This is a genomic window from Streptomyces sp. NPDC048565, assembly GCF_040650935.1.
Lineage (GTDB): Bacteria > Actinomycetota > Actinomycetes > Streptomycetales > Streptomycetaceae > Streptomyces.
This window is the reverse complement of record NZ_JBEZIH010000019.1, coordinates 107572-133926: the sequence shown is the minus strand read 5'-3', so window position 1 is coordinate 133926 and position 26355 is coordinate 107572. Positions and strand designations below refer to the sequence as shown.

24 protein-coding genes and 4 pseudogenes are annotated in these 26355 nt (G+C 69.5%); 8 read left to right on the top strand and 20 right to left on the bottom strand.

From position 1 onward, the window contains the following. Positions 1-50 precede the first annotated feature (50 nt). Positions 51-893 (top strand): helix-turn-helix transcriptional regulator, encoded by an 843-nt coding sequence (locus AB0C75_RS23080; protein ID WP_362893573.1) that lies wholly within the window; start codon positions 51-53, stop codon positions 891-893. Between the two features lie 128 nt (positions 894-1021). On the opposite strand, the gene AB0C75_RS23075 is transcribed toward AB0C75_RS23080, so the two are convergent. From AB0C75_RS23075 to AB0C75_RS23065, 3 genes and pseudogenes are all read right to left on the bottom strand, one after another. Next, positions 1022-1633: a chloramphenicol phosphotransferase gene (locus AB0C75_RS23075; RefSeq protein WP_362893572.1), complete on the bottom strand. Its 612-nt coding sequence runs from the start codon at positions 1631-1633 to the stop codon at positions 1022-1024. Between the two features lie 199 nt (positions 1634-1832). Continuing rightward, a pseudogene (locus tag AB0C75_RS23070) lies at positions 1833-2243 on the bottom strand (nuclear transport factor 2 family protein); the annotation flags it as partial. A gap of 21 nt (positions 2244-2264) precedes the next feature. Then, positions 2265-2666, bottom strand: a complete 402-nt coding sequence (locus AB0C75_RS23065; RefSeq protein ID WP_362893571.1) for a nuclear transport factor 2 family protein — start codon at positions 2664-2666, stop codon at positions 2265-2267. 64 nt (positions 2667-2730) lie between these two features. On the opposite strand from AB0C75_RS23065, the gene AB0C75_RS23060 reads away from it, so the two are divergent. Continuing rightward, positions 2731-3750 carry a YafY family protein gene (locus AB0C75_RS23060; RefSeq protein ID WP_362893570.1) on the top strand — a complete coding sequence of 340 codons (1020 nt, stop codon included), beginning with the start codon at positions 2731-2733 and terminating at the stop codon, positions 3748-3750. Positions 3751-3772: 22 nt separating this feature from the next. Further along, positions 3773-3985 carry a hypothetical protein gene (locus tag AB0C75_RS23055; protein WP_362893569.1) on the top strand — a complete coding sequence of 71 codons (213 nt, stop codon included), beginning with the start codon at positions 3773-3775 and terminating at the stop codon, positions 3983-3985. 161 nt (positions 3986-4146) lie between these two features. Here AB0C75_RS23055 and AB0C75_RS23050 read toward each other — a convergent pair whose 3' ends face one another. The 5 genes from AB0C75_RS23050 to AB0C75_RS23030 are packed head-to-tail and all read right to left on the bottom strand — an operon-like array spanning position 4147 to position 10574. Then, on the bottom strand, positions 4147-6423 hold the full coding sequence (locus AB0C75_RS23050; RefSeq protein ID WP_362893568.1) for a DUF4838 domain-containing protein: 2277 nt from the start codon (positions 6421-6423) through the stop codon (positions 4147-4149). After that, positions 6420-7451 (bottom strand): aliphatic sulfonate ABC transporter substrate-binding protein, encoded by a 1032-nt coding sequence (locus tag AB0C75_RS23045; RefSeq protein ID WP_362893567.1) that lies wholly within the window; start codon positions 7449-7451, stop codon positions 6420-6422. The genes AB0C75_RS23050 and AB0C75_RS23045 overlap by 4 nt, the downstream gene beginning before the upstream one ends. Next, complete coding sequence (locus AB0C75_RS23040) at positions 7448-8230, bottom strand: ABC transporter ATP-binding protein (protein ID WP_362893566.1); 783 nt, start codon at positions 8228-8230, stop codon at positions 7448-7450. The genes AB0C75_RS23045 and AB0C75_RS23040 overlap by 4 nt, the downstream gene beginning before the upstream one ends. 2 nt (positions 8231-8232) lie before the next feature. After that, a complete protein-coding gene (locus AB0C75_RS23035; protein ID WP_362893565.1) occupies positions 8233-9090 on the bottom strand; it encodes an ABC transporter permease in 858 nt (285 codons plus the stop codon). Further along, a complete protein-coding gene (locus tag AB0C75_RS23030) occupies positions 9087-10574 on the bottom strand; it encodes a sulfatase-like hydrolase/transferase (protein ID WP_362893564.1) in 1488 nt (495 codons plus the stop codon). Before AB0C75_RS23030 ends, AB0C75_RS23035 begins: the two co-directional genes overlap by 4 nt. A gap of 206 nt (positions 10575-10780) precedes the next feature. Here AB0C75_RS23030 and AB0C75_RS23025 point away from each other — a divergent pair, with 206 nt between their 5' ends. Then, the gene (locus tag AB0C75_RS23025; protein ID WP_362893563.1) at positions 10781-12013 is read left to right on the top strand and encodes an ROK family transcriptional regulator; all 1233 of its coding nucleotides are present in this window, start codon (positions 10781-10783) and stop codon (positions 12011-12013) included. A gap of 161 nt (positions 12014-12174) precedes the next feature. Here AB0C75_RS23025 and AB0C75_RS23020 read toward each other — a convergent pair whose 3' ends face one another. The 5 genes from AB0C75_RS23020 to AB0C75_RS23000 all read right to left on the bottom strand — a co-directional run bounded on the left by AB0C75_RS23020 (position 12175) and on the right by AB0C75_RS23000 (position 16775). Further along, positions 12175-13446, bottom strand: coding sequence for an ATP-binding protein (locus AB0C75_RS23020; protein ID WP_362893562.1), 1272 nt, complete (start codon positions 13444-13446; stop codon positions 12175-12177). Continuing rightward, positions 13443-14105 carry a response regulator transcription factor gene (locus AB0C75_RS23015; RefSeq protein WP_362893561.1) on the bottom strand — a complete coding sequence of 221 codons (663 nt, stop codon included), beginning with the start codon at positions 14103-14105 and terminating at the stop codon, positions 13443-13445. The genes AB0C75_RS23020 and AB0C75_RS23015 overlap by 4 nt, the downstream gene beginning before the upstream one ends. A gap of 112 nt (positions 14106-14217) precedes the next feature. After that, complete coding sequence (locus AB0C75_RS23010) at positions 14218-15018, bottom strand: polysaccharide deacetylase family protein (RefSeq protein WP_362893560.1); 801 nt, start codon at positions 15016-15018, stop codon at positions 14218-14220. Continuing rightward, a complete protein-coding gene (locus AB0C75_RS23005) occupies positions 15012-15875 on the bottom strand; it encodes a DMT family transporter (RefSeq protein ID WP_362893559.1) in 864 nt (287 codons plus the stop codon). Before AB0C75_RS23005 ends, AB0C75_RS23010 begins: the two co-directional genes overlap by 7 nt. 48 nt (positions 15876-15923) lie before the next feature. Then, complete coding sequence (locus AB0C75_RS23000; protein ID WP_362893558.1) at positions 15924-16775, bottom strand: SDR family oxidoreductase; 852 nt, start codon at positions 16773-16775, stop codon at positions 15924-15926. A gap of 180 nt (positions 16776-16955) precedes the next feature. Here AB0C75_RS23000 and AB0C75_RS22995 point away from each other — a divergent pair, with 180 nt between their 5' ends. After that, the gene (locus AB0C75_RS22995) at positions 16956-18065 is read left to right on the top strand and encodes a galactosyldiacylglycerol synthase (protein WP_362893557.1); all 1110 of its coding nucleotides are present in this window, start codon (positions 16956-16958) and stop codon (positions 18063-18065) included. Positions 18066-18211: 146 nt separating this feature from the next. Here AB0C75_RS22995 and AB0C75_RS22990 read toward each other — a convergent pair whose 3' ends face one another. Continuing rightward, positions 18212-19321 carry a hypothetical protein gene (locus AB0C75_RS22990; RefSeq protein ID WP_362893556.1) on the bottom strand — a complete coding sequence of 370 codons (1110 nt, stop codon included), beginning with the start codon at positions 19319-19321 and terminating at the stop codon, positions 18212-18214. 161 nt (positions 19322-19482) lie between these two features. On the opposite strand from AB0C75_RS22990, the pseudogene AB0C75_RS22985 reads away from it, so the two are divergent. Next, positions 19483-19674, top strand: a pseudogene (locus AB0C75_RS22985) (transposase family protein); the annotation flags it as partial. Between the two features lie 293 nt (positions 19675-19967). Here the strand turns inward: AB0C75_RS22985 and AB0C75_RS22980 are convergent. Further along, positions 19968-21011 (bottom strand): NAD(P)-dependent alcohol dehydrogenase, encoded by a 1044-nt coding sequence (locus AB0C75_RS22980; RefSeq protein WP_362893555.1) that lies wholly within the window; start codon positions 21009-21011, stop codon positions 19968-19970. 94 nt (positions 21012-21105) lie between these two features. Between AB0C75_RS22980 and AB0C75_RS22975 the strand changes: the two genes are divergently transcribed. After that, complete coding sequence (locus tag AB0C75_RS22975) at positions 21106-21714, top strand: TetR family transcriptional regulator (protein ID WP_362893554.1); 609 nt, start codon at positions 21106-21108, stop codon at positions 21712-21714. 420 nt (positions 21715-22134) lie between these two features. On the opposite strand, the gene AB0C75_RS22970 is transcribed toward AB0C75_RS22975, so the two are convergent. From AB0C75_RS22970 to AB0C75_RS22955, 4 genes and pseudogenes are all read right to left on the bottom strand, one after another. After that, complete coding sequence (locus tag AB0C75_RS22970) at positions 22135-22560, bottom strand: DUF4267 domain-containing protein (protein ID WP_362893553.1); 426 nt, start codon at positions 22558-22560, stop codon at positions 22135-22137. Between the two features lie 100 nt (positions 22561-22660). Next, on the bottom strand, positions 22661-23011 hold the full coding sequence (locus tag AB0C75_RS22965) for an antibiotic biosynthesis monooxygenase family protein (RefSeq protein WP_362893552.1): 351 nt from the start codon (positions 23009-23011) through the stop codon (positions 22661-22663). Positions 23012-23584: 573 nt separating this feature from the next. Then, a pseudogene (locus tag AB0C75_RS22960) lies at positions 23585-23945 on the bottom strand (NAD(P)-binding domain-containing protein); the annotation flags it as partial. Positions 23946-24043: 98 nt separating this feature from the next. Beyond that, a pseudogene (locus AB0C75_RS22955) lies at positions 24044-24651 on the bottom strand (SDR family oxidoreductase). Positions 24652-25085: 434 nt separating this feature from the next. Here AB0C75_RS22955 and AB0C75_RS22950 point away from each other — a divergent pair. After that, positions 25086-25466 (top strand): FKBP-type peptidyl-prolyl cis-trans isomerase, encoded by a 381-nt coding sequence (locus AB0C75_RS22950; protein ID WP_362893551.1) that lies wholly within the window; start codon positions 25086-25088, stop codon positions 25464-25466. Between the two features lie 300 nt (positions 25467-25766). On the opposite strand, the gene AB0C75_RS22945 is transcribed toward AB0C75_RS22950, so the two are convergent. Next, positions 25767-26285, bottom strand: coding sequence for a MarR family winged helix-turn-helix transcriptional regulator (locus AB0C75_RS22945; RefSeq protein ID WP_362893550.1), 519 nt, complete (start codon positions 26283-26285; stop codon positions 25767-25769). Positions 26286-26355 lie beyond the last annotated feature (70 nt).

Genomic DNA, 26355 nt, shown 5'->3' with positions numbered 1-26355 from the left:
GGGTACGGCGCACCCAGGCACGCGGGTGGAGTGCGGCTTAGCCTGAAGAAGTGACCAGCAACGACCTCGGAGATTTCCTGCGCGCCCACCGCGCCCGCCTGCGCCCCGACGATGTCGGGCTCGTCTCCTACGGCGCACGCCGGGTGGCGGGGCTGCGGCGGGAGGAGGTCGCCGTCCTGGCCGGGATGAACAGCGACTACTACGCCCGTCTGGAGCAGGGCCGCGAGCGCAGCCCCTCGCCTCAGATCCTCGATGCGATCAGCAGCGCCCTGCGGATGGATGACGCAGCGCGGGAGCACATGTTCCGGCTGGCCGGCACCGCACCGGAAGGTGAGCGGCCGCAGCCGAGAGATGCGGTGAGTCCTGCGCTGCGGCAGCTCCTGGACATACACCCGACCGCCGCTGCGTTCGTACTGAACCCGGCCAACGACTTCCTGGCGTCGAATGCGCTGGCCGACGCACTGTTCTCACCGTTCGAGAACATGGACAACATGGCCCGTATGACGTTCCTCGATCCGGCCGCACGAAGCTTCTTCACCCAGTGGGGACGGGCCGCCGAGGCGGTCGTCGCCGGGCTGCGCCACGCCACGGGTCTGGACCCGGACTATCGGCGCCTGCACGAGCTTGTCGACTCCCTGACCGAGGAGAGCGAGGAGTTCGCCGCACTGTGGTCCTCGCACACCGTGCACGGAAAGTCCCATGCCCGCAAGGAACTTGTTCACCCCGATGTCGGTCCCCTCGACCTCACCTACCAGACCTTCGACGTCCGCGGAGCGCCGGGCCAGCAACTGGTGATCTACCACGCCGAACCGGGGAGCCCCGGCGCCCAGGCACTCACCCTGCTCGGCAGCCTCCACGCCACACGCCACCAGGGGTCCGCCCCGGAGCAGTAACGCCCCGGTGCGGCCCGCCCTGGGGCGCCCTAGTTATAGAACTGACGGACGTTGACAGGTGGGTCTCTCGCCCGTGGTGCGGGGGCACAGGCCGCAGGGGCGTTGAGAACGTACGCGCGGGCCCGCGGTCACGCCTCCAGATACTCCTGGTCGAGCCAACGGCATACGAACGCGGCCACCTTGGCGGCCGACATACCGCTCGTCTCGACGACGAGGTCGGGTTTGGTGGCCTGCTTGGGCAGATTGTTCTGATGCAGTGAAAGGCCGACCGGATGAGCGTGGCGGCGCTGCCGGTCAGCCAGCGGCTCGTCGGTGACCGAGAGCTCGATGAAGGCGACCCGGGCCAACCCCCGTACACGCAAGTCGAGGAGTCGGCCTTCGAGGTCCGTGTTGACGACGGGCTCGAAGGCCTGACCATCGACGATCACACCGACGCCGGCGCAGAGAATGCCCGCGATCCCCGCGTTCATCGCGTGGAGCATGGCGATGGCGTCGACACCGTTGTTGATCCGGCGCGCCCCAGGCATGGCCGGGACATCCTGGTAGGTGAAACCACGTTCTGCGAATCGGGCATGTGCAACGCCACCGGCCCACTGCCCGGGCACCATTCGGTAAAGCTCGTCCACTCCGAAGCGCAGCAGGGGCTCACGGGCGTGGTCCTGGACGGCGGCCGCCAACGTCGACTTTCCGGCGGCGGAAGGCCCGGTGATCACAACGCACAGTGGAGGCTCGCCATCCATGCAAGAACCCCTTGTCTCGATGCTCACGAGCCGCGGAATGGCTCGCCGACGAGGGTGAACCGCCCTGGCCGGCGCGGCTGCCCGGCCGCGGTCGACGAGGCGCTTCGTCTCCGACCGTACCCCTTCCACGCCGGCCGGGCACAGTTCCAGCCCGAGTACGACGGCGATCCGATATTGGACGGTCGATATCGGATGTTCTTCAGGTCCTTCCCGGCAGTTGGTTGTTCAGTGGTGCACCGGTGAGGGCGTCAGCGACCGTGAGGCTGTCTTCGTAGACGGCGTATCGGGTGATCAGGCCATCTTCGATGGTGAGGTGGAGCGCGCAAAGGGCTGTGTACGGACGGCCTGTGGCTTTCACAGTCTGCCAGATGTCTCCCAGCACGATCGCGTCCGTACCGTCGGTCAGGACGCGGGATACCGTCCCGGCTGATTCCTCGGGGACGTGGAAGGCGGCTATCTCCCGGAAGTGGTCCGCGACATCGGCTCGGGTCGAGCGGGGGCGAATCCACGGCACCGCCGGGTGGCCGCCGGCCGGCCAGTTCAGCCGCCAGTCGACGTGTTCCGCGAACAGTTCGGAGATCCGGTCCGGGTCGCCCTCGCCCAGTCGGCGGAGGAACTCCTCCGCCGTGGGTTATGAGCTCGGCTTGGTCTCGGCCACTGTGTCCACGGTGAACTGGTACTCGTTCCGGATGCGCCCGTTCTCGCCAAGGGTCAGAACGATTCGACCGGTCCAGGCGATGCCCCCTCCAGCTGCCGGGGCCATGTGGGTGGTGAAGGTGATCGTGTCGTGGTGGCCGGTCGCGTCGCCGGCGGACCGGAATACGTATCCCGCGTCCCGCACCAGATTCTTGTGTGCCTCCGCGATCCGGGCTTCGAGGGCGTCGTGACCGTGGTATCGGGCGGATTGGACGGTCTCGGTACTGTCCGCGTCCCACAGCTCGCCGATGACCTTCCGGCGCGCAGCCGAGTCGGGCTCGTTCCACACCGCGACGTACTTCTCGACAAACCGGTCGATATCAATGTCGATGTCCACGAGCGGGACGCTATTTCCACTCCACTGACACCTTGTGTCAGTGGAGTGCGACAGACTTCTTCGCATGCGCGCCAGCCGACTGGTATCCATTCTGCTGCTCCTGCAGAACCGGGAACGGATGACAGCCCAGGAGCTGGCCGACAGCCTGGAGGTGTCCGTACGCACCGTCTACCGGGACGTGGAGTCCCTCAGCGCGGCAGGGGTGCCGCTGTACGGCGAGCCCGGTCACGAAGGCGGTTATCGGCTGCTCGGCGGTTTCCGTACGCGGCTGACCGGACTGACCGTGGATGAGGCCGATTCGCTGTTCCTGACCGGGCTGCCGACGGCCGCGGCCGACCTGGGCATGGGCTCAGTCGTAGCTACCGCGCAGCTGAAGCTCATGACCTCGCTGCCTTCCGAGTTACGCGACCGTGCCGGCCGGATCGCCGAGCGCTTCCACCTCGACGCGCCCGCGTGGTACCGGGAGGGCGACCGCGCGCCGTACCTGAGCGCTGTCGCCGGAGCCGTATGGGACAACCGAGCCATGCGGATGCGCTACCTGCGCTGGGCCGAACCTCACGAGATCACCCGGGTCGTAGAGCCCTATGGGCTGGTGCTCAAGGCAGGTCACTGGTACCTCGTGGCCGGCGGGAACGAAGGGGTTCGTACCTACCGCATCTCACGGATAGTGGACCTTCATCTCCTCGATGAAGAGTTCGAACGGCCCGAGGGCTTCGGCCTGGCCGCCCATTGGGAGAACTATCTGCAGCTCTTCGACGCGCGCCGCCGCCAGGGCGAGGCCACCGTACGCCTGTCTCCAAGCGCCTTCCATCAGCTGCCTCATCTCTGGGAGTCCGCCGTGGCCGACGCCGCACAGCGCACCGTCACATCCCCGGATGCCGATGGCTGGGTCCAGGTGACCATCCCGATAGAGTCCGCCGAACAGGCCCTTCCCGAACTCCTCAAACTCGGCGCCGATGCCGAGGTCCTGGCCCCGGCAGAACTGCGCGACCACATGGCCAGGACTCTCGGTGCTCTGGACCGCATCTACCGACGGCCGGTCCGACCTTCGTCAACGCTGCCCGATCCCGCCGAACATCACTGATGAGTGACCGATGCCCGAGCCGATGTCCCAGACAGCTGACACCTACCGGACTCCCGACCTGGCCGCGAAGTTCCGCACCATGTGGGGCAGCGCCGAGCCCTCTCTCGCGGAGGGCACCTACCACGCCGACTCCGTCCCCCGCCACGGTGACCCCCGTTGGGGGCTGAGTCTGGTCGTGCCGATCGACGGTAACACTGCCGTTCGCACCATGTGGCAGGTTCACGCCAATCCCTGAACCGTTACGGTCACTGATCACCTCGACGGTGCGGGACGCCGCGCGAGGCTGCACCACGTCGTCCAGGCGGGGGCGATGCTCCGAGCTTGCTCTTCGCCCGATTCGGGTGTGGGGCCCCCTCCGCCGGGGAGGCGGCCCCACACCGCGCCGGGCAGCGGAGGTCAGCGGATGTCGGCCTCGACCGCGGAGGGGACCAGCCGGGTGCCGTCGGTCAGCCGGAACTCCAGCGTGATCGGGTGCGTACCGACTGCTGCGTCCGTCGTGGCCCGTACAGCCACCCGCTCGGCGTCGCCCCGGGTGCCGCGCACCTTCAGCGTGCCGCTCGACGGCTCCAGAACGACCCCGGCGGGTGCGGAGGCCGTCCAGTGGACGGTGTGGCCGGTGAAGTCGACGTCCTGGGCCTCGACATCGAGCGCCGCGGAGTCGCCGCCGCGGCTCAGCACCAGGAATCCCGGGTCGCCGAACCCGGCCGCCGGGCTCCCGTAGGTGTCGACGACGTCCTGGCGGATCCGGGCGTCGTCGTACGGCGACTGGGCGTCCGGGCCGCTCCAGCGCCACCATGCCTGCATGTTGGGCAAGGAGATGCCGTTGAACCGGTTGCGGTGCACCAGTGCCCGGTACTCCCGTCGTGCGGCGACGAGTTCGGCGCTGTCCGCCGGGGCCGAACCGATCCGCATGTCGGCCAGTGCGATGTCCGCGTTGCGGATCAGCCGGTCGAGAACGGTCCGGGGCGCGGCGTCCTTCGTCTGCCCGGCCGCCTCCCGGAGAGCGGCTCGGGCCTGCCCGTAGGCCGTGGCGAGTGTGGCGGGCGCCTGGGTGTCGGGGTCCAGGCGTGTCAGGTCGTAGTAGCGCCCCATCGCGTCGGCCGCACCCGCGCCGAACCGGGCCCGGAGGTAGCCGTCGAGATACCCGCCCGCGTCCAGTCCGCTGTCCCAGGCCAGCGCGGCGACCAGGCTCTGCACGTGCTCGTACGTGATCCAGTCGCCCGGCTCGCTGTACATGCCGATGCCGTCGAGCCCGAGCCCGGACTCGAAGGCCGCGTCGCCCGCGATGGTGGCGAGCGGGTGCACCGGCAGGCTGCGCCAGCGGTAGCGGCGGTAGTACTCGTACATCGCCAATGGTCCCTGGTGCGTGGTCCGCCAGGCGCGAAGGGCGTTCGCCAGCCCCGTGTTGGCACCCACCGCGGGGTCACCCAGATGACCGTCGTAGTTCCGGGAGTACGGGGCGAAGTCCACGATGACCTCGGGGTCGCTGGCGTACTCCGGGGCGGGCGGCTGCACCGTGGACGCGTACGCGATCCGTTCGACGCGGACGCCGGGGAGTTCGTCGCGCAGCACCCGGGCGAGTTCGTTGACCACCACCGACTCCGCGTTGGAGGCGGTGCCGTACCGGTCGAGGACGGGCTTCTGGAAGGCGCCGACATCCGGCGGCCAGCAGTCGAAGAGGGTGATCTCCGGGCGCTCCCGCAGGAAGGCGACGACCTTGGCCACGTACGCGTCCAGGGCCTCGGGGTTGTAGATGTCGAAGACCGGGCCGCCGGACTCGTAGAACTGCGGGTGGTCGGCCATCGGAAGGAAGCTGTCGTAGCCGTGGCCACCGGTCTCGATCCGGAGCGAGCGCCTGGTGGCCTCCCGGACCAGGACGTCGCGCACTCCGTCGTACGTGGTGACACCCAGGCCCAGGTAGTCGGTCGGGTAGACGAAGGTGTTCAGCCGGTTCTTGGCCATCCAGTCGAGCAGCGGCGGCAGGCTCGCCGCGGTGTGGCTGAACCCCTCCTCGGCGTACTGGCGGCGTAGTTCGGTGGCCGGCCTGTCGGTGAGGCGTACGGGCGGAAGTTCGAGGGTGCGGGTGCTCGGTATGTGCTCGTGGTGGCCCTCGTACGCCGGGAACGCCGGAGCGAAGAAGCGCACACCGGCACGCTCCAGGAGCGCGTAGACGGCGTACAGCGGGGCCCGGTCGCCGCGACCCGTCAGCAGGAGGCAGGTGTCGTCGCCGAGCAGGGTGAAGGAGTCCTCCGGCGCATCGACGAGTTCGCGTCCGGCGTCGGCCAGCCTGCTCGCGGGGAAGCCGCCCGTTCCGCCGGTGCCCGCGCTCAGGGCCACCAGACCGGTGACGCCCTCCGGCGCCGAGGATCCGGGGCCCCGGACGGCACGCAGCGTCAGCCGGACACCAGTGATCCTGCGGAGGTAGTCGCGCAGTTCGGTGGCGGCGAACTCGGCGCTGCCGGCGCCCCACCAGAGCACGGCGGCCCGGGCCCGGCCGCCGGAGACCACCCGGAGCGGGGCGCCGGCCGGTCGGGCGGTGTCCGCCGCGGCCTCGGTTGCGGTGATCCCAGGCAACAGGGTCGCACCGGCCAGTCCGGCCGCCCCCGCGAGGAATCCGCGCCGTCTCATGGCGCCGGCCGCGGTGGTGCCGTCGGAGTGTGTGGAGCCGTTCATGAGCGATCCGTCTTTCCGGCCTCGGCGTACAGGTCGCCCAGGTAGTAGTCCGAGGCCTTGCCCGCCTTGGGCAGCTTCCCCATCCGGTTGAAAACGCCGGCCAGTTCGTCGAACCAGCCGTCGACCGTGCCGTCCTTGCCGAGCTCGGTCAGCTCGGACGAGGGCAGGATCTTCACGTACTTGGTAGAACCCTTGAGATGACCGGCCGGCAACTTCAGGAAGTCGGCCGCGACGGTCTCCGACTCCTCGGGATGCGCAGCGATCCAGTCACCGGCCTGCTTGAGCACCCCGGTCACGTTCTTGACCAGTTCCGGGTTTCCGGAAGCGAGCTTCGGCTGGGTGACGAAGACATTCGGGAAGGTCAGCTCGGGGTAGTAGTCCTCGGTGCGGCTGACCTCCTTGAGACCGGGCACCTTCTTCTTCATCGTGTCGATCAGCGGGTACCAGGTGGCGGCAGCGTCGACCTGGCCCGAGGAGAACGCCGTGACGACGGTCGAGGCGTCCATGGCGACCCTCTTGACGTCATCGGGCTTCAGACCGGCCTTGCTCAGCGCCAGGTCGAGGATCATGTCGCCGGAGGTGCCTTCGGCGACGGCCACCTTCTTGCCCTTGAGGTCGGCGGGCTTCTCGATTCCGGAGCCGGGCCGGGCGATGACGCGGTCGGCGAGGCCCAGCATGTTGACGGAGACGATGGAGGCACGGCCGGATGCGGGCAGCCACAGGGCGCCGGGGCCCAGGTAGCCGAAGTCCAGGTTCCCGGATCCGAGTGCCTGGACCTGGAGCGGGCCGTTCGTGAACACCTTGAGGTCGGGCGTGATGCCCGCTTTCTTCCACAGTCCCTGCTTCTGGGCGACGGCCAGCGCGACGGAGCCGCTGTAGTCGGCGATGTAGCCGAACTTCACCTTCCGCGGTCCGCCGTCAGCGGTATCCGAGGAGGAGCCGTCCCCGCAGCTGGTGGCGAAGGACACGAGTGACAGGGCCAGGAGCAGGCCGGCCGTTCGACGGCCGACAGCACGGATCGACTTCATGACACCATTCCTTCGAGCGGGGCCGGCTGGTGGTGGACGGCGTGCCACACCTGGGCACGCAGTTCGGCGAACTCGGGCGACAGTCGTTGTTCCTCGGTCCGTGGGTAGGGCAGCGTGACCGGAATGACCGTGTGGACGCGGCCGGGGCGGGCCGCCATGACGACGACGCGGTTGGCGAGGAAGACCGCCTCGTCGACGTCGTGAGTGATGAACATGACGGTGCGCCGGTCACGGCCCCAGGTGTCCAGGAGCGACTCCTGCATCCGGACCCGGGTGAGGGAGTCGAGGGCGCCGAATGGTTCGTCCATGAGGAGGACCTTCGGGTCCACGGCGTACGCGCGGGCGATGGCGCAGCGCTGCTTCATGCCGCCGGAGAGCGTCTTGGGCAGGGAGCCGGCGAAGTCGGTCAGACCGACGAGTTCGATGACCTCTCGGGCCCGGCGGCGGCGCTCCGCCTTGTTGACGCCCGCGACCTTGAGGCCGTACTCGACGTTGGCGGCGACGGTCATCCAGGGGAAGAGCGCGTACTGCTGGAAGATGACGCCCCGTTCGGGGGCGGGCCCGCGGACGGGGGTACCGTCGACGGTCACCTCCCCGCCGGTGGCGTCCAGGAGTCCCGCGGCGATGTTCATCAGAGTGCTCTTACCGCAACCGGAGGGCCCGACGACGGTGACGAACTCGCCGTCGTCGATGTCGAGGCTGACCCGGTCCAGGGCCAGGAAGTCACCGTCCTTGACCGCGAAGTCGCGGGTCACGTCACGGAAGTTGATGGTGGGCATGGTTACCGCCGTTCCTGCCAGTGGGTGAGCCGACGCTCGGCGAGGAGCAGCAGCCGGTCCATGGCGAGGCCGATCGCGCCGATCGCGATGAGCTGGACGAAGATGGTCGGCAGGTCGTAGTAGATCTGGGCCTGCTGCATCCGGAAGCCCAGTCCGCCCTGGGCCGCGATGAGTTCGGCGGCGACGACGGTCGCCCAGGAGGCGCCGAGCCCGATCCGCATGCCGACCAGGATGAACGGGGTGGAGGCGGGTACGACGATGCCGATGAAGACCTGCGGGTCCCGGGCGCCGAGCACCCGGGCGGCGTTGACGAGGGTGACGTCGACGGCGACGACGCCCTGGAAGGTGGAGACGACGGACGACAGGAACGAGGCCAGGAAGATCACGAAGATCTTCGGGGTCTCGTCGATGCCCATGAGGACGATGGCGAGCGGGATGATCGCGAGGGGCGGCACCATGCGGAAGAACTGCAGCCACGGCTCGATCAGCCTGCGCACGACCGGGTACCAGCCCATGACGAAGCCGACCGGTATCGCCAGGACGACTCCGAGGACGTAGCCGATCAGGACGCGCTTCAGGCTGGCGCCCGCGTCGGCGAAAAGGGTTCCGTCGGCGATGAGTTCACCGGCGCGGCGGGCCACGACGGCGGGGCCGGGGAAGCCGTCGATGCCGCTGTTCGCGAGGGCGGCCCAGGTGAGCAGGCCCAGCGCGGCGGACGCGAGGGCGAGCAGCACGTTGGTGAGACGGCCGGTGCCGCGCCGCTTCTTCCTGGCGCTCCCCGTACCTTCGGGGCTCTTCGCGCCTTCCGGGGCTCCGCGCTCGCCGCGGTGTTCCACGGGAGCGTCGACCGGGGCCTTCATGCCACCTCCTCCGCGACGCCGTCGACGTCCGCCGCCCGGTCGCCGCCGATGTCGGCCATGTAGCTCATCCAGGTGTACGCGGGGTCGCCGCGCCGCAGCAGTTCGCGGTAGAGCCGCACGGTGAGGTCGCGCCGGACCTGTGCGTAGGCGGGTGCCTCGTACACGTTGTGCAGTTCGTGCGGGTCGGTCTCCAGGTCGTACAGCTCGTGCACGCTCTCCGGGTTGTGGACCAGCTTGTGGCGCCGGTCGCGGAGCATGCGCTGGGAGTACGGGAAGTGGTGGCCGTGGAATTCGGCGACGATCTCGTCACGGGTGTCCCCCTCGTCGGCCCCGTGCAGCAGGGGCAGCAGGCTGGTGCCGTCGCACTGGTCGGGCACGGGTGCGCCGGCGAGTTCGAGAATGGTCGGGTTGAGGTCGATCAGACTGGCGAAGTCATCGCTGACCTGGGCGGGGGCTCCTGGGACACGGACGATGCCGGGGATGTTGTAGATGTCCTCGTACATGGCCGGGCCCTTGTCGTTGAGCCGGTGGGCGCCGGTGAACTCTCCGTGGTCGGCGGTGAAGACGACCGCTGTGTCGTCCCACAGACCGTGTCCCTTCAGCGCTTCGATCAGCCGCCCGGCCTGGTGGTCGATCATCGTGACGTAACCCCAGTAGACGGCGATGAGCTTGCGCCACGCGGCGGCGTCGAAACCGTCCGACGACCAGTACGCGCTGTACTGGCGCTGCACCTCGGGCTTCCCGGCGAAGGTCTCGGCCATCGAGGCGGGCAGGGGGACGTCGTCGGGGTCGTAGAGGTCGTAGTAGCTGTCGGGGATCAGGTAGGGCAGATGGGGGCCGTACCAGTGGCAGGACAGCATGAACGGCTTGCCGGTCGCCTTCCATTCACCGGCGTAGCGGTCAAGTAGGCCGAGCGTGCGGTCGGTGAGGAAGGCCTCGATGGTGGCCTCGGCGGGCTGCTGGAGCCGGCCTGCGATGAGGTGCCCGCGGCCGGTGCCGTTGGCGGCCGTCCCGAAGACCGCTTCGCGCACCGCGAAGGGCGGGAAGCCGTTGTCCTCCAGCCACTTCTCGTACGAGGGGTGGTGGACGGGGTTGAGGGCGCCGGGCAGGTGCTCGCCGTCGATGCCGTAGAACTCGGGGCCGCGCTCGCGGCCGATGTGCCACTTGCCGACGTGGCCGACGGAATAGCCCTGGTCCATCAACTGGCGCCAGAGCATGGGGCTTTCCTCGGACAGTTCGTCCTTGCTGCCGCCGTTGCGCTCGGGGTTGTTCAGCATCCCGTGGCGGAACGGGTGGAGACCGGTCGCCAGCGAGGCACGGGCCGGAGTGCAGATGGCGGTCGGGGTGTAGAAGCGGTCGAAGCGGGTCCCCCCGGCCGCCAGGGCGTCCAGGGCCGGGGTGTCGACGAGCGGGTTGCCGTAACAGCCCAGGGTGTCGACCCGGTGCTGGTCGGTCATCAGGAACAGGACGTTGCGCGGAGCCACTCGGGCCGCCCTTTCGGTGGTCGCTCACTGTGCTGCCGGGGAGCCGGCCGGCAGGTGGTCCAGGCGTGCTGGGCGACGTACCGGCGCGGGCGATTGACCGGAACTGTATGGAGGACCACTTTTTTACGTCAACCCTTGGGAATAAACATTGTGTGAATTCGTCCCGTGCGTTGACAGAAACCCCTTGACCGATCGACCATGCGTCCATGACGGAACGCACCGACGCCCTGCAACGCCTGCGCAGGGCCAACGAAGCCGCCGTACTCGGTGAACTGCGCAGGTCGGGTGCGCTGAGCCGCACCGAGCTCAAGGAGCGGGTCGGGCTCTCCCGTACCACCCTGTTCGCGATCGTGTCCCATCTGCTGGAGCGCAATGCCGTCGTCGAGCAGCCGGCCCCCGACCCGGAGCAGCCGCGCGGCCGGGGCAGGCCCGCCCTGGTGATCTCCCTCAACTCCCGGGGCGCCGAGCTGATCGGTATCGATCTCCAGCGCCACCGGATCCATGTGGTGGTGGCCAACTGCGCCCATGAGATCGTCGGCCGCTACAGCGCTCCCGTACCGGCGGACAGCGGAGCCGCAGAACGGGCCGCGCAGGCGATCCGCGCCGTCGAGGAGCTGGTGCGGCGCGAGAACATCAGCCTCGCCCCCGTCCAGGGCATCGGCCTCGGCCTCCCCGGCTTCGTGCAGAATCCGGCCTCCGGCGATCCGCGCACGATGACGCCGTTCGCCGGCCATGTCGTCGCCGAGCTGAGCCGGCACTTCGACGCGCCCGTACTCACGGACAACAACTCCCGGCTGGCCGCGCTCGCCGAGGTCACCTGGGGCGCCGCCCGCGGCTTCGACAACGCCGTCTATCTGCGCTGGTCGGAGGGGGTCGGTGGCGGACTGGTCGTCAACGGCGCGCTGGTGCACGGCGCGCACGGTGTGGCCGGCGAGATCGGCCACACCAGCTGCGACCCCGAGGGCAAGCCCTGTCACTGCGGTGGCCGCGGCTGTCTGGAAGGCTTGATCTCCGTGCCCGCGCTGCTCGCCGCCTGCGCCGATCGCGGGGTGATGGCCCAGGACGCCGCGGAGCTGCTCGCGCTCGCCACCGAGGGGGTGCCGGAGGTGGCCGACGTGATCCGGACCGCGGCCGTCACCGCCGGCCGGGTCCTCGCCGCCCTCGCCGCGCAGGTCGACCCCGAGTGCATCGTCGTCTACGGGGAGCCGGCCGCCCTGGACAGCCTCGTCCTCACCCCCATCCGGGAACAGCTCGCCGCGCTCTCCCTGCCGTCCGCCCCTCGCGCCATCGAGGTGCGCGGTTCCACTCTCGACGGCGAGGCGGCCGCGCTCGGCGGGGTGGCCCTCCTGCTGCGCACCACCGGCCAGAACCTGGAGGAGCTGCTCGGCCGGCCGGCCGCCGACGCTCCCGCCGCCCCGGACGGGGGTATCGCCCGGTGAACGCCGGCCACGGTCCCACCGTGCTCGGTGTGCTCCCATCCCATCCCGCCGGGGTGTTCATCTCGGTAAGCGTGCAAGGGCAGTTACTCACCGCGCCCTTATCCCCTTGGCACACGGGTCGGCCCGGGGCCCCGGACCTAGAGCTTGGACTGCCCGGCCTGTCAGGCGAAGCGGACCGTGACCCTGAGGCCGCCGTCAGGACCCGGTTCGGCGTGCGGATCGGTGCCGTGTGCACGGGCTATGGACCGGACGATGGACAACCCGAGGCCATGCCCCGTGGTGCCGGTACGGTCCTGCCCGAGGCGCCGGAACGGCTCGAACAGTCCCTCGACGCGCTCGGGGTCGACCGGCAGTCCGGTGTTGGTGACGGTGAGCGTCCTGCCGTGCACCGTCACGTCCACCCGGCCGTCAGGCCGGTTGTACCGGAGCCCGTTGGCCACCAGGTTGGAGATGAGATGGCGCAGCAGCACCGGCTCGCCGGTCACCCGCGCCGGGGCGTCGAACTCTGTGTGCAGCGCGAGTCCCTTCTCCTCGGCAAGGTGACGCAGGTCGGCCGTGGCCGCGTCGGTCAGCTCCGCCAGTTCCACCTCCTGCGTGCGCTCAAGTCCCCGGTCGCTGCGCGCCAGGAGCAGGAGGGACGCGATGAGCCGCTCGGCCTCACGGTTGGTGGTGAGGAGGTCCTCGCGGGTCTCCGCGAGGTCGCCCGGGAGCGGATCGGCGAGCCCGACCTCGATGCAGGCGCGCTGCACGGCGAGCGGGGTGCGCAGTTCATGGGAGGCGTTGGCGACGAAGCGGTGCTGGCTGTCGAAGGAACGCTGCAGGCGGTCCATCATGGAGTCGAAGGCGTCGGCGAGACGGTGCAGTTCATCGTTCGGGCCGGTCAGGCCGAGCCGTTGGTCAAGGCTCTGCTCGCTCATCCGCAGCGCCGTCTCGGTGACCGCGGAGACGGGACGCAGCGCACGGCCGGCCAGCCATCTGCCGGTCAGTGCCGCGACGACGGTCATGAGGACCAGGCCGATGACCGACCAGAAGAGCATCTGTTGAAGTGCCGTGGTCTGCACGGCCTGCACGGTCTCCCTGACCAGGGCGACCGCCTCGCTCTCCGCACCGTCCACCCCGCCGGACCCGGTATGCCCCTGATGGGGCTGGGACACCGCTCCCCCGGGATCCGCCGAATCCCACTGTTCGGGCGGCGACGCCGTGTCGTCCGGATCCGCCGGGATCTTGCTGACGGAGATGCCGGCTGTCCTCTCCGCCGTCCCGTAGCGCGCCAGAAGGACGACGAACGCCAGCAGCGAGGTGCCGGCCAGCAGAAAGAGACCGCCGAACGCGAGGGCCAGCCGGGAGCGGAACGGGATACGCGAGAGCGAGATCCGGCGGAGAGGGATACGGGGGATACGGGGCATGCTGGGCATGCGTCGGGGGGCGTTCATGGGGCGAGGCGGTAGCCGAGTCCGGTGTCGACGGCGATCGTGCCGGGACCGCCGAGTTTCCTCCGCAGTCTGCTGACGGTGGCGCGGACGGCACTGGTGCGGGGGTCGAGGTTCTCGTCCCAGACAGTCCGCAGGAGGTCCCTGTGGGAGACGGCCTCTCCGCGGAACTTCAACAGCATGTCGAGGACGTCGAACTCCCTGGGCGTGAGGTCCACGGGACGGCCGTCGGCGAACACCTCACGGCGCACGCGGTCCAGCCGGATGCCGCCGTGCCGCAGCACCGCGTCCGGCTGTCTCGGCGTGCGGCGGTACAGGGTCCGGATACGGGCCACGAGTTCGGCGAAGTCGAAGGGTTTCGCCAGGTAGTCGTCGGCGCCGAGTTCGGTCAGCCCGTAGATCTTGTCGTCGGTGCCGCCGGCCGCCGTCAGCATGAGCACCCGGGGACGCACCGTCAGGCAGGCCAGGCGGCGGCACACCTCGTCGCCCGTCAGCACCGGAAGATCGCGATCGAGCACGAGCACGTCGTATTCGGTCAGCAGACACATCCGTTCGGCCTCGTCGCCACAGGCCGCGACATCGACGGCGATCGACTCACGACGCAACCCCTTCGCGATCGTACGGGCGAGCACACGGTGGTCTTCGGCCAGCAGAACCCTCATGGCGCTCATGAAAACAGCCGCACGGTTACAGACGCATAAGAGTCTTGGCTTTCAGCCGTCAGGGACCCTCAAGGTGACGGCAGGTCAGCCGCTGACGCTCCGAGATGCGGGCTCAAGGCCCCGGGGACAACGGGCGGCATCGGCGGCGGCCCGGTAGCGCCTCGACGTGTCCGACGCCGTGCTCACCCAGTGGGCCGACGCTCAGACCGAGTCCGCGGCACTCGGCGAGCAGGCCGGGCAGCGCGCCCAGCGTGGCTCGCCACGCGCCGGGCGCGCTCCACCCGTCCGCGTCGTGCAGCAGCACGGTGCCGCCGCCGGTCAGATTTCTGAGGACCGATGCCTTCACGGAGCCGGCATCGGCGTTCGCCGTCCAGTCCCTGCCCCACGTCGACCACAGGACAGGTCGCAGGCCGGCACGGCGGGCGCCGGCCAGCCGGCCGCCGGTGAGAATGCCGTAGGGCGGTCGGTACCACTGCGGAGCCGTCCCACAGATCCGCCGGACCGCGTCGGCGGCTCGCTCCACCTCCCGTACGTCACGCGACGGCGTGGGAAACCGGGGCCGGTCGTGCCGCCAGCCGTGCACGGCGACCTCGTGACCACCTGCCACGAGTGCCCGGCCGAGGGCGGGATGGCGTATCAGCGACGCGCCGACGAGGAAGAAGGTGGCCCGCACCTCGTGCTCGGCGAGAACGCGCATGAAGTACGGGGTGCTGGCCGGGTCCGGCCCGTCGTCGAATGTCAGCGCCACATGGTCGGGACGGCCTCGGCCGTCCAGTGCGGGGAAGAATATCCTCCGTACAGGTGGCAGCCAGGTGGCGGCGGGGCCCACATGCCACGCGGCGGCCGCGGTCAGCGCACCGGCCGCGACGCCGGACATCATGCCCGCACGCTGCGGACCAGGGTGTCTCACCATCTCCGTGCCTCCTTGCCCGATACCAATGGTGACCTGTTCAGACGCACACAGGCGAGCGCGATGAGCCCGAGCGATGCCACTTCCGGCAGCAGTCGCCAGCCGATGGTGATCTGCTCCTCGAACAGCGACACACCCAGCACGACGCTCAGCAGCGCGTCGCCGAGGGTGAGCGCGGGCTGCGACGCCGCCAGGGAGCCGGCTCGCAGGGTGGCCTGCAGCATCAGGAAGGAGCCCAGGCCGACGGCTGCGGCCGTGTAGATCTGCCAGGAGGTGAACACGCCCCCGGATCCGCCGAGCAGACCGAGCAGGTCCTTGACCAGTGCCGCGGTGAAGGAGAAGCCGATGGCGGTCACCGTCCCCAGCGTCGCTGCCCGCGCCGAGCCCCGCAGCCCCGCGCCCACGACGACCAGCACGATCGACACGGCAATGGCGGGTACGGCGCTGAAGAGCCACCTCTTCGGCGGAGCCGTCTCCATGCCGCCCGTCGGGCCGGCCAGGAGGAGGAAGGCCGCCAGCCCCAGCGCCATCCCGACGAACGCGCCCCAGGCCTGGGCCCCGGGCGGCCACCGGAACACGACAGCGGCCACCACAAGCGTGAACAACAGCTCCGTCGCCATCACCGGCTGAACCACTGCCAGTGGCCCCGTCGCCAGGGCGAGGGCCTGCGCCGCCCCGGAGACGATCAGGAGTCCCGCCCCCCAGCTCCAGGCCGGACGGCGAACGAAGCCGAACCGGCCGACGAGGCGCCCGCCGGAGGTGTCGGGCGGGTCGGCCGCTGCGGCGCGGCGCTGCAGTACGGAGGCGGCGGCGTTCCCGAGCGCGGCGAACAGCGCCAGTGCGATGGAAAGGGCGATCATGTGTCAGCCCCCGGCTTTCGTTCCGCTGCACGGGAAGCCGGAAGCCGGTCAGCCAAAGCGCATGGCCAGCCTGCGAAAGACATGCGGGGCCATACCCTGCAGTCGGGCGGGAAAGCCCAGCCAGCGCGGCACGGTGATCTCGTCCCGGTCCCCGGTCAGTGCGTCCTCGACTGCTGCCGCGACCCGCCCGGCCGGTAGCGGCCGGGGCCAGGAGCGCGTGTACGGGGCGTCACGGCGGTCGAAGAACGGTGTGTCGACGGGGCCGGGCAACACCAGGCAGAGTCGTACGCCGGTTCCCTGGAGCTCGTAGCGCAGGCTCTCCGCGAAGGGGATCAGCGCGCCCTTCGTCGCCGCGTACGCCGCCTCACCCCGTACACCGAGCCGCCCGGCCACCGAGCCGATCAGCACCAGTCGGCCCGACCCACGGGACACCATCTGCGGCAGCAACAGGTTGACCAGATGAAGCACGGCGCAGACGTTGACGCTCACCAGGCGATTCACGACAGCAGGTGTCATGTCGGTGTAGGCGCCGGCCCAGCCGAACCCCGCTGCGGCGACCAGTGCGTCGACCCTGCCGCTGTGCGCCAGGGCCGCCTCGGCCAGACTCCGGCAGCCCTGCTGGGAGGCCAGGTCCATCGGTAGCGCGGTCCCGGCGGTGCGGGCGGCGACCTCGCCGAGCCGGCCCTCGTCCCGTCCGCTGAGCAGCAGCTCCCACCGGCCACCGGCCGAGAGCCGGGAAGCGACTTCGGCGCCGATACCGGAGGAGGCGCCGGTGATCAACACGGCCTTCCGTCCACCGAGGGCAGCCCGGCCCGCCGCGGCCGACGGCGACACGTCGGCTTCGGCAGCGGGGGTGCCGCGGGGTGGCAGGTTGCCGAGGGGTGGGGTGCTCGCGCGCATGGGCTTCCGTCCTTCGTGGCCGCCGACGTGCTGAGCCTCTTTCCGAGCCAGCCCGCACCGGACGTACTGAGTCATCCTTCATGCAACCGGCACACCGGCAAACGTGCATCGCCCCTCTGGGCTAACGACTTCCCCGGTACAGGGTTGGCACCCGGGCCGCCCTCGGAGGAATATTCAGGAATGGGCAGGTTTCTGATCGTCAGCGCAAGCATGGGTGCCGGTCACGACGCCGTCGCTGCCGAACTGGCCGGGCGGCTGCGGGCCGACGGCCACAGGACCGCGTGCGTGGACCTCCTCGACCTCCTGCCCGTCGGCACAGGCCGAGGTCTGCGCGCCGCCTATCGCACCGCGCTCCGCCACTGTCCATGGGCCTACCAGGCGGTCTATGCGGCGTTCTTCCGCGACCACGGGGCACCGGCCGGGCGGCGCGACGGCTGGGCGCCGGATACCGCTCCGCTGGCCGCGGTCCTTGAGCCCCGCCTGCGCCATGTCGTCGACCGCTGGCGCCCGGACGCACTCGTCTCCACCTTCCACCAGGCCGCCCAGGTCACAGGCCGGCTGCGGGCCACGCATGGAGACTGCCCGCCCAGCACGGTCGTGGTCACCGACTTCGCCGTGCACCGGCAGTGGCTCCATCCGGGCAACGATCTGTATCTGTGTCCGACGGACGCCGCCGCGGCACGAGTACGCGCCGCGACCGGACGCCCGGCAAAAGTGTGCGGGCCGGTCGTACCCCGGGCCTTCACCGACGCCGGCCGCACACACACGGGCCGTCCGCCGGACCGCTGGACACGGGAGTTGGCGCGACGGGGCCCGGGCCGGCCCGTGGTGCTGGTATCAGCCGGTGCCTGGGGTGTGGGCGAGAGGCTGACCGGCACCGCGCTCCTGCTTGCCGGAGCAGGCCACCTGCCGGTGCTGCTGTGCGGCAAGGACGACAAGCTGCGGGCCCGCGCCTCCCGAGTCCCCGGCGTCCTGGCCTTGGGCTGGATCGAGGACCTGCCCGACCTGATGGCGGCATCCAGCGCGCTGGTCGACAATGCCGCGGGGCAGACGGCCACGCAGGCCCTGGCCGCCGGGGTACCGGTCATCGGATACCGCCCGATTCCGGGCCACGGGGCAGAGGGCGTGCGCGAGATGGCCGACACGGGCATCACCGAATACGTCGTCGACGACATCACGCTGCTCGACTCACTGGACCGACTGGCACGCCCCGGCCCTGACCGGGACCGCAGGATTGCCGCCGGGCGTGCGGTCTTCACCGCGGACGCGGCCCGGCTGGTGGCCCGCTGAACTCCGCCCCACACGGGCGGTCTCCCTCGCATTGCCTGAAACAAGTGGAAGCGAGGCGGCAATCATTGTTCTCGACCGCACGCCGCCGGGACCGCCCATAGTGCGGGTCCCCGGCGGCAGAAGCCGAACCGTGCTTCAGCGGAGTCCTAACGCGACTGCGCCCAGTCGTAGAGACGGTGGGCGCTGTCACCGAGGCGCGTGGCGTAGAGCGTGGGGGTCTGCCCGCCCGCGAGTTCCTCGTCGGTGGTGGTGACGCCCACGACGGTGCCGGTGCCGGTGCGGGTGTCGAAGTGGGCCAGGTGAGGGCCACCGCTCGAGCCACCTGACATGTCGCAGGTCTCACCCCACAGCAGGGGAGCCTTGGGCCCGGGGTGGCTCGTGCCCGCGCAGTGGATCATGCGGGATCCGACGTACTTGTCCCCGGGGTTATTGAGTCCGTCCTTCGGGTACCCGAAGGTGTGGACGAACTCGTCCTTGACGGGCTGGTCGAACCCGATTCGCTGGCTTCCGGCGACGTCCTCGATCGGGTGCCCCCCGGCCGCGGGGTTCGCCACAAGGAGCCCCGTGTCGTAGCCGGCGGCAGCGACGTCCGACGGTGCGGTGGCGTTCGGATCGGCGTTCCAGCGGGAAGAGGTGGCCATGGTCCTGATACTGAAGCCGCCGAGCGGTTTCGTTCCGTTGCGATAGCCGGGCACGAAGTACAAGTTGTGGTTCCAGGTGTCGTCGTCGGAAGGCGCGCCGACGCCTCTCAGGCAGTGTGCTGCCGTGATGACGGTACTGCGGTTGGCGCTCGTGACGACCGTCGCGGTGCAACTGCCGTCGTAGCCGTCGGAGAAGGTAAAGAACAGGCGGCCGACGTTCTTCTCCACCGCGCCGCCGTGAGTCCACACGGACCCGGAGTCCGGCGTGTTCGCGGGAAGCGGCCGCGGGTCGTCCGGCGTGTCGTCGTCCTCGGGTATGGGGGTGATCTCGGGGACCACAGCGCCCGCCAGCTTCAGCCGCTCAGGGCTCCAGTAGGCGTCGATCCGGTTGCGATCCTGTGCGGTCGTGGCGCCGGCGTGGGGGGTGGTGGCGTCCGGTCCATCCGCGCCGCCGCTGCTGGACGACGGGTTGTGCGGTGCGGCGTTGGCGGCCGCGGCCGGCGTGACCAGCGCGACGACGGCCGCCGACACTGTGACGGTGGCCCCGATCGCGCGGCGGAGGGTCCTGCGGGTGCTGCCCTGCTGACCGCATGGGCGACGAGATGGTATACGCATGCGCAGGACAGTAGTCACGCGATGTCAGGAAGAGGTCAGAGAAGTGTGCAGGCGGTGTTGGCACGGCGGGTCGGCCGGTCTTGCCGGACGGCGGGATGGTGACTCGGGGTCAGGCACGAGTGAAGCCCTGGTAGGAACGGGTCTGCGAAGATCACGGCAGTGAACTCGCCCAGCCCGACCAGGCATTCAACGCCGTGATCCGAGGCGTCCACGCTGTCGCCGAACGTGCCAACGCCTTGCTGAAGGTCACTTTCAAGGCCCTGCGCAGGGTCAGCCTCGACCCTGCGGCCATCACCCGCATCGCCCGAGCCGCCCTCGTCCTGCTCCAGCTCGAGCACGGCCGCACCGCCTGAACGAAGATCACAAAACGTCACGAGGCGTTACCGAGAAGAGTTCAGTGACCACCACCCGAGCACCCACCAGGGACGCTTCACCGAGGTTGAGCTCGGTGGCGGAAGCGACAGCGAAGCGGCACACTGCTGGAGCTGCTCGCGGCCGAACGCGACCGCCTCGACCGGCAGATGACGGACCTGCGGGACGTGCGCAACCGGCTGCACGACTGCATAACCGAGGCGCGGAATCATGACGGAACAGGGAGGCCGTGATCGAGAACGCGCGTCGGCTTCATCCGGGGACCGCCGTCTTTTCAGTCCAGGTCGGACATGTCGAGCACGAAGCGGTAGCGGACGTCGTTGCGCCGGAGGCGGTCGAGCACCGTGTCCACCTGCGACGACGGGAGTATTTCGATGTCGGCGGCGATGCTGTGGTCGGCGCAGAATTGGAGCATCTCGGCTGTCGCCGGGCGGCCTCCGCTGCCCGCGGAACTGAGCTTCTTGCGGCCGATGAGCAGGTCCATGGCCTCGACGGTGACGGGGCCCAGGTACCCGAGGAGGCTGAGGGTGCCGTCCATCGCCACCAGCTTCAGATACGGGGCGAGGTCATGAGGGGCGGAGATGGTGTCGATGACGACGTCGAAGGTGTCGCGTGCCGCGGCCATCTGTTGGGTGTCGGTGGACGCGACGAGGTCGTGGGCGCCGAGCTTGCGCGCGTCGTCGCGCTTGTCCTGGGTGCGGCTGATGACGGTCGTGGTGGCGCCGAGTGCCACGGCCATCTTGACCGCGAGGTGGCCCAGGCCGCCGAGGCCGGCCACGGCGACCCGGCTGCCGGGACCCACGCCGAGGGAGCGCATGGGTTCCCAGACGGTGACTCCGGCGCACATCAGCGGGGCGGCTGCGGCCGGGTCGAGGCCGGAGGGGAGCGCGTAGGCGAAGGCGTCGCGCACGACGTACTCGCGGGAGTAGCCGCCCAGGGTGGTCGCCCCGTCCTGCCGGTCGGTGCCGCCGTAGGTCAGAGTTGGGAAGGAGTGGCAGAAATTCTCCTGTCCGGCTTCACACATGGCGCACACGCCGCAGGAGTCGACGATGTTGCCCACCGCGACGTGGTCCCCGACCGAGAAGGTGGTCACCTCGGGGCCGGTCCCGGTCACCACGCCGGTGAATTCGTGACCGGGTACCAGGGGCGCATTTGTCTGCTGGTCGTACGCCTGCAGGGCGTGCAGGTCGGTGTGGCATACGCCGCAGTAGTCGACCCGCACCGCGATGTCATCCGGGCGCAGGTCACGGCGTTCCAGCGGGGTGCGCCGCAGCGGCGCCGTCGGGCCGGCCGCCTGCCATCCGGTGGTCGTTCGCATACTGACTCCTAAAACAGACTGTTCTGTCTATTGCAGCGTATGCGCGACCGCACTCCAGAGGCAAACCAACTTTTCTGTTTGGTAGGATCGGCGCATGCCGGAACAGCCCCAGACCTCGCGAGGCGCCGCGACCTACCAGCGCATCCTGGACGCCGCGACCGAAGAGTTCGCCCAGCACGGCATCGCCGGAGCGCGCATCGAACGCGTCGTGGCGGCAGCGCGCACCAACAAGGCACAGCTCTACGCCTACTTCGGCGACAAGGAGCGCCTCTTCGATGCGATCTTCCTCAGCTCGCTGGAGCGGATCACCAACGTCGTACCCATCGACGCCGACGATCTCGCGGAGTGGGCCGTCCGCCTCTACGACGAGTACCTGCGCCGCCCCGACCTCATCCGGCTGGCGACCTGGACACGACTGGAGCGCCGGCCTGCCGGGCACCTCGTCGAGACCCACCAGCACTACGACGACCGGAAGCTCACGGCCATCACCGAGGCCCAGTCCGCCGGGCGGGTCCGGGCGGGTGACCCGTTCGACATCATGGCCATGGTGATCGCCATGTCCATGGCCTGGTCACCGGTCAGCAACGTCTACGCGGCCAGCAGCCAAGAACCCGATGCCGTACACGACCAGCGCCGCGCCCTGCTGCGCGACTGCGTCCGAAGCGCCATCGCGACCGGCGGAGGAGACGCATCCTCCTCCTGACCGCCACCGACATCCCCTGGTGACGTTCACGCACATTGCCTGGGCTCCGACCAGGACCGGAGCCCAGGCCCCACGCCAGATCGCCGCCCTTGCGGTGGAAGAAGTCCTTGTTCGCGGAGTTCCGGCTCTCCACCACCTACAACCCACGTGGATCTCCTGGCGCACGTCGATGTCCGCGAGAAGCCGCAGACGAACGAGGTCCGTACCGCCCGCCCGAGCCCCTCGATCGCCCCGCGGCACGCCGAACAGGTCGGCGGCCTGTGGCATTCACTTTGATGTCCGCACCACAAGACGTCCGGTGTCGTAGCGGGACCGGGCCGCCCACCCGCCGGCCCGCTGGACGGAGACCGTACGCCTCACCTTCCCGGCGGGCACCGATGGGTGCCCGCGTGTACAACTACCGACACGCGTGAGGCGGCGTCAGGCGGGCCGCGGGGTGGGCATCTCCGGAACGGCCGCGCCCTTGCGGGTCTCGCGGATCATCAGCAGACCGTTGGCCACCATCACCGTCGCGGTCAGGCCATGGACGCCGAGCGCGGTGGACACGGAGCCGTGGTGGGCCAGCACCGTGGTCATGTCGCCGTACGCGGCGAGGGCCTCCACCAACAGCACCCAGCCCAGCGCCCGGCGGTGCCCCGTCACCAGCAGGACGCCCAGGACCAGGGCCAGGACGACATCGCGGATCCCCTTGATGACCAGGAAGCCGCCGCCGTCGCCGGACGGCCAGCCAGGCAGACCGAAGGTCGGCGCCGTCGTCTCCGGGCTCAGGATGAACTCCGTGCCGAACCAGAGGATGAAGAGAATTAAGACGGCGGCCAGGACGGTGTTGATCTTCTTGAGCTGCATCGTTCTTCTCCTTGCGGGTCTTCGTCAGCTGGGTGAGCGGTAGCTGTAGCCGGAGGGGCAATGCGCCTCCGGCTGCCCTCCCCCGGCTGGAGCCGTCGTGTCATACGTCGATCTGCTCGAAGATGTGTGGGTACGAGACGACGTCGTCGGGGAACTCGCCAGCCATACGCTGGAACTCCGGGCTGCCGAACGCTGTGGCAAGCGCCTCGGTCGACTCCCAGACCGCGACGTTCATCAGAAGCTGACTGCCCGCCGTTCCCTTGTGCATCCGCAGAGAGATGAACCCCGGCTGAGCCTTCATGAACTCCGCCTGCCTCCGAAAGAGAGGCAGGAACGCTTCAGTTGCCTCTTTCGGGACGAAGAAGGTATTGGCCAGGACGATGGGCCCGGTCTCCTCCTTGAACTGCGCGAACATCGGCGTCTGCGGGTCGAGGCTCTGCAGCTTGGCCATCTTCGGTACTTCCTCTCGCTGTCGGTCAGTGGGTGGACGGAGGTAGCCACCAGCAGGCGCAGGATCGGTTGATGACGAAGGCAACGGAGAACTCCACCCCCACCATCACGCCGACGACCTCGGTGCGTTGACATGAAATCCTTGCACCTAGTGCCGCTAGGTGACGATGCAACGCTAGACCTACTGTCGCTCGATTGTCTAGTGACGCTAGGATCCGATTATGTCGGTACAGGACCGCAAGCGGCGCGAACGGGCAGACCGCGAGCACGCAGTCGGCGCTCTGTCCGGAACTCAACCGGTCTTCCGATTCCGCCGCGCTGCCGCCCGCAGCGCGGCGGCCTGCCGTCGGCAGCGTCGACCCCGCGGGCGCGGGGCTTGAGCATGAGCAGGCGCAGGAGCAGCAGCCGGACGGTGGACGGGCACCGTGTGCGCGCCGTACCAGCAGTGAGCGCCGCCTAGGCACTTCCGTAGCTGGATGACCTGCATCGTCGAGACATCGAGACATCGCCTACGCGGTACGCGATCCGATGTGCCATGACAGGGCTGCACCGACGCCCGCCTGGCAGGCGGGCGTCCGGCCGGGGCAACCTTGGCGACTTCCTGAGCGACCGAGGTGACCTCGCGGTGAGCCAGCCCGTTGAACGTGGAATTGAAGGGGTTACTGATGTCGACGATGACCTTGCCCGCAAGGGCGTCTCCGTAGTGGGCGACGGTCGGAACGACACTGTCGAACAGCAGGGTCACGATGACGATGTCCCCGTCCGGGACGGCGCCCCACTCCCCCGTCGTGGCGCCGCCGCCGAGAGCCTTGCCCAGGTCAGCGGCCTTGGAGTGATCGCGGCCCATGACCTCGACGGTGTTGCCACCCGCTACCGCCAGCGCGCCGATGGTACGGGCCATGTTCCCCGGTACCGATGATGCTGATGCTGCTCATGAGGTTCACCCTCTTCTCTGTTCTCGAACTTTCGCTGTGATTCGTTTCTGCCGAGCTGTGGGCGGGGGTGCACGCACAGCACATGCCTGGGTGTTCGTTCAGATCACCGTGGTGCCGCCGTCGGTGGTCAGTTCCAGCCCGTTCACATAACTTGAGTCGTCCGAGGCGAGGAACAGCGCGACCGTCGCGACCTCCTCGGGGCGGCCCATCTCGCCCCGTGGGATCAGGGACTCGAACTGCCGCTTCGTCTCCTCGTCGAACAACTCCTCCTGCTTGGCGGTGGCGACCTGGCCGGGGGCAGCACGTTCACCCGGATCCGCCTGTCCCTCAGTTCGTTCAGCCACACACGGGCCCACGCCTGCTGCACGGCCTTGCTCCCCGCGTACACGCTCCACCCGGGGAAGCCCTTGAGCGAGGCGTTCGATCCGGTCATGAAGATCGAGGCGCCGTCGTTGAGCAGTGGCAGTGCCTTTTGCACCGTGAACAGCGTGCCGCGCGCGTTCAGGGAGAACGCGCGGTCGAGCTGCTCCTCGGTGATCTCGCCGAGCTTGCCCTGCTCGCCCATACCCGCAGTCGCCCACAGCACGTCGATCGAGCCCTTTTCCCGCTCGACCGTCTCGTACAGACGGTCCAGGTCGTCCAGGTCGGCCGCGTCACCCCGCACTGCGGTCACGTTCCGGCCGATCACCTTGATGGCTTCGTCCAGCGCTTCCTGCCGCCGACCCGTGATGAAGACATGACCCCTTCCTCGACGAACAGCACGTGACTACAAGCTCGCCATCGCCGCGCGGCTCGCCGAAACGGCCCGTGAGGCCGGCGCCGCCAGCCCCGAACAGCTCGGCGAGCAACTGGCGCTGCTCCTCGATGGCGCCTCGGCCCGCACCCGAGTCCTCAACGCCGAGTCCTTCCCCACCGCCGCCGCCATCGCCGCCGTCCTCATCGACAACGCCCTCCCTGCGACAGACCGGGACCGGGGAAGCGAGAAGGCGGCGGCCGGGTAGCAATGTTCGCCGAAGCTGTCATCGGCCAGTCGGAAGCGCGCGATGGTCCGGGGCGGCTGGGAGCTTGGAGTGGGCGGTGAAGTCGAACTCCTTCAGGGTGACTTGCTGTTCGAATGCGGCCAGGCCGTACGGTGACCCCATGAGTGAACAGACGAAGCCCGAGATCGACCTTCCGGAGGGTGACGCTCCCACCGAGCTGACGATCCATGACCTCGTGGTCGGGGACGGGCTCGAGGCGAAGCCGGGCAGGGTCGTCCAGGTTCACTACGCCGGGGTCACCTTCGAGTCCGGAAAGGAGTTCGACGCCTCCTGGGACCGGGGCCGGACGTTCAAGTTCGCCGTGGGCGGTGGCAAGGTCATCAAGGGTTGGGACCGCGGGGTCAGAGGGATGAAGGTCGGCGGCCGGCGCGAGATCATCGTTCCCCCGCGCCTCGGCTACGGCAACCAGTCGCCCTCGTCGCTGATCCCGGCGGGCTCGACACTCGTCTTCGTGGTGGACCTGGTCTCCGTCGCGGTCTGAGACCTCGGATCCGACGATCGTCGAGGATGAGCAGCAGCACTGACGGCACATCGCGCGGAGCGCGCGATGGCGTGGCGCGAGCTGGTCGAACCCGCACCCACCGAACGGTGGGCGGTAGGCGGTGGACACACCGCCCTACGTGCGCGGGGCCGTTCAGACCATGCGGCGGCTCCGGCCCCGTCCTGCTGGTTCTCCAGCCCCACGCCGACCTGGGCTGAGTCGGTGTTCTCGCGAGTCCTGACACCCCGTCCATGGCCTGCGGCCCGCCGGGCCGGAGCGCCGAGCCGGAGCGCCGGGTGTTCACACGCCTCCCCCCTCCTCCTCGTCGAACCGCGCCAGCCGTGCCGTCACGTCGTCGGCGAGACGGGCAAGGAGGCGGGTGAGGTCGTCGCGGTCCTGCTGCGGCCAGTCGGCGAGCGCCTTGGCGAACCAGCCCAGCAGGGAGGTCACGTAACGGTTGGCAGCCTCCGTGCCCGCCTCGGTGGGTTCGATGAGGCTCGCGCGGCGGTCGTGGGGATCGGCGACGCGCCGTACCAGGCCCCGTTTCTCCAGGGCCTGAACCTGACGGGTGACGTGCGGGCCCACGACCTGCATACGGTCGGCGATTTCGCCGATCCGCAGGGGCTTGTCCGCGGTCCGGAGGGCCACCAGCACGCCCACGGCGGGGCGGTCGAGAGTGAGGCCGGCCGCTTCGGCGGCATGTTCGATGAGTCGGCCCTTGGTGAGTGCGCTGCTGAGCTGGGTGATCCGGGGCAGCACGGCAAGCAGGTCAGGGGGTGGGTTCTCCGGCGTGGAAGGCCCTGGTGGCTCGGTCGTCATGACGTCTCCATTTGCATACCTGAGTTAGGTATCTATACAGTCGGGCTCGGTCGGCGTCGATGGCGGCGCC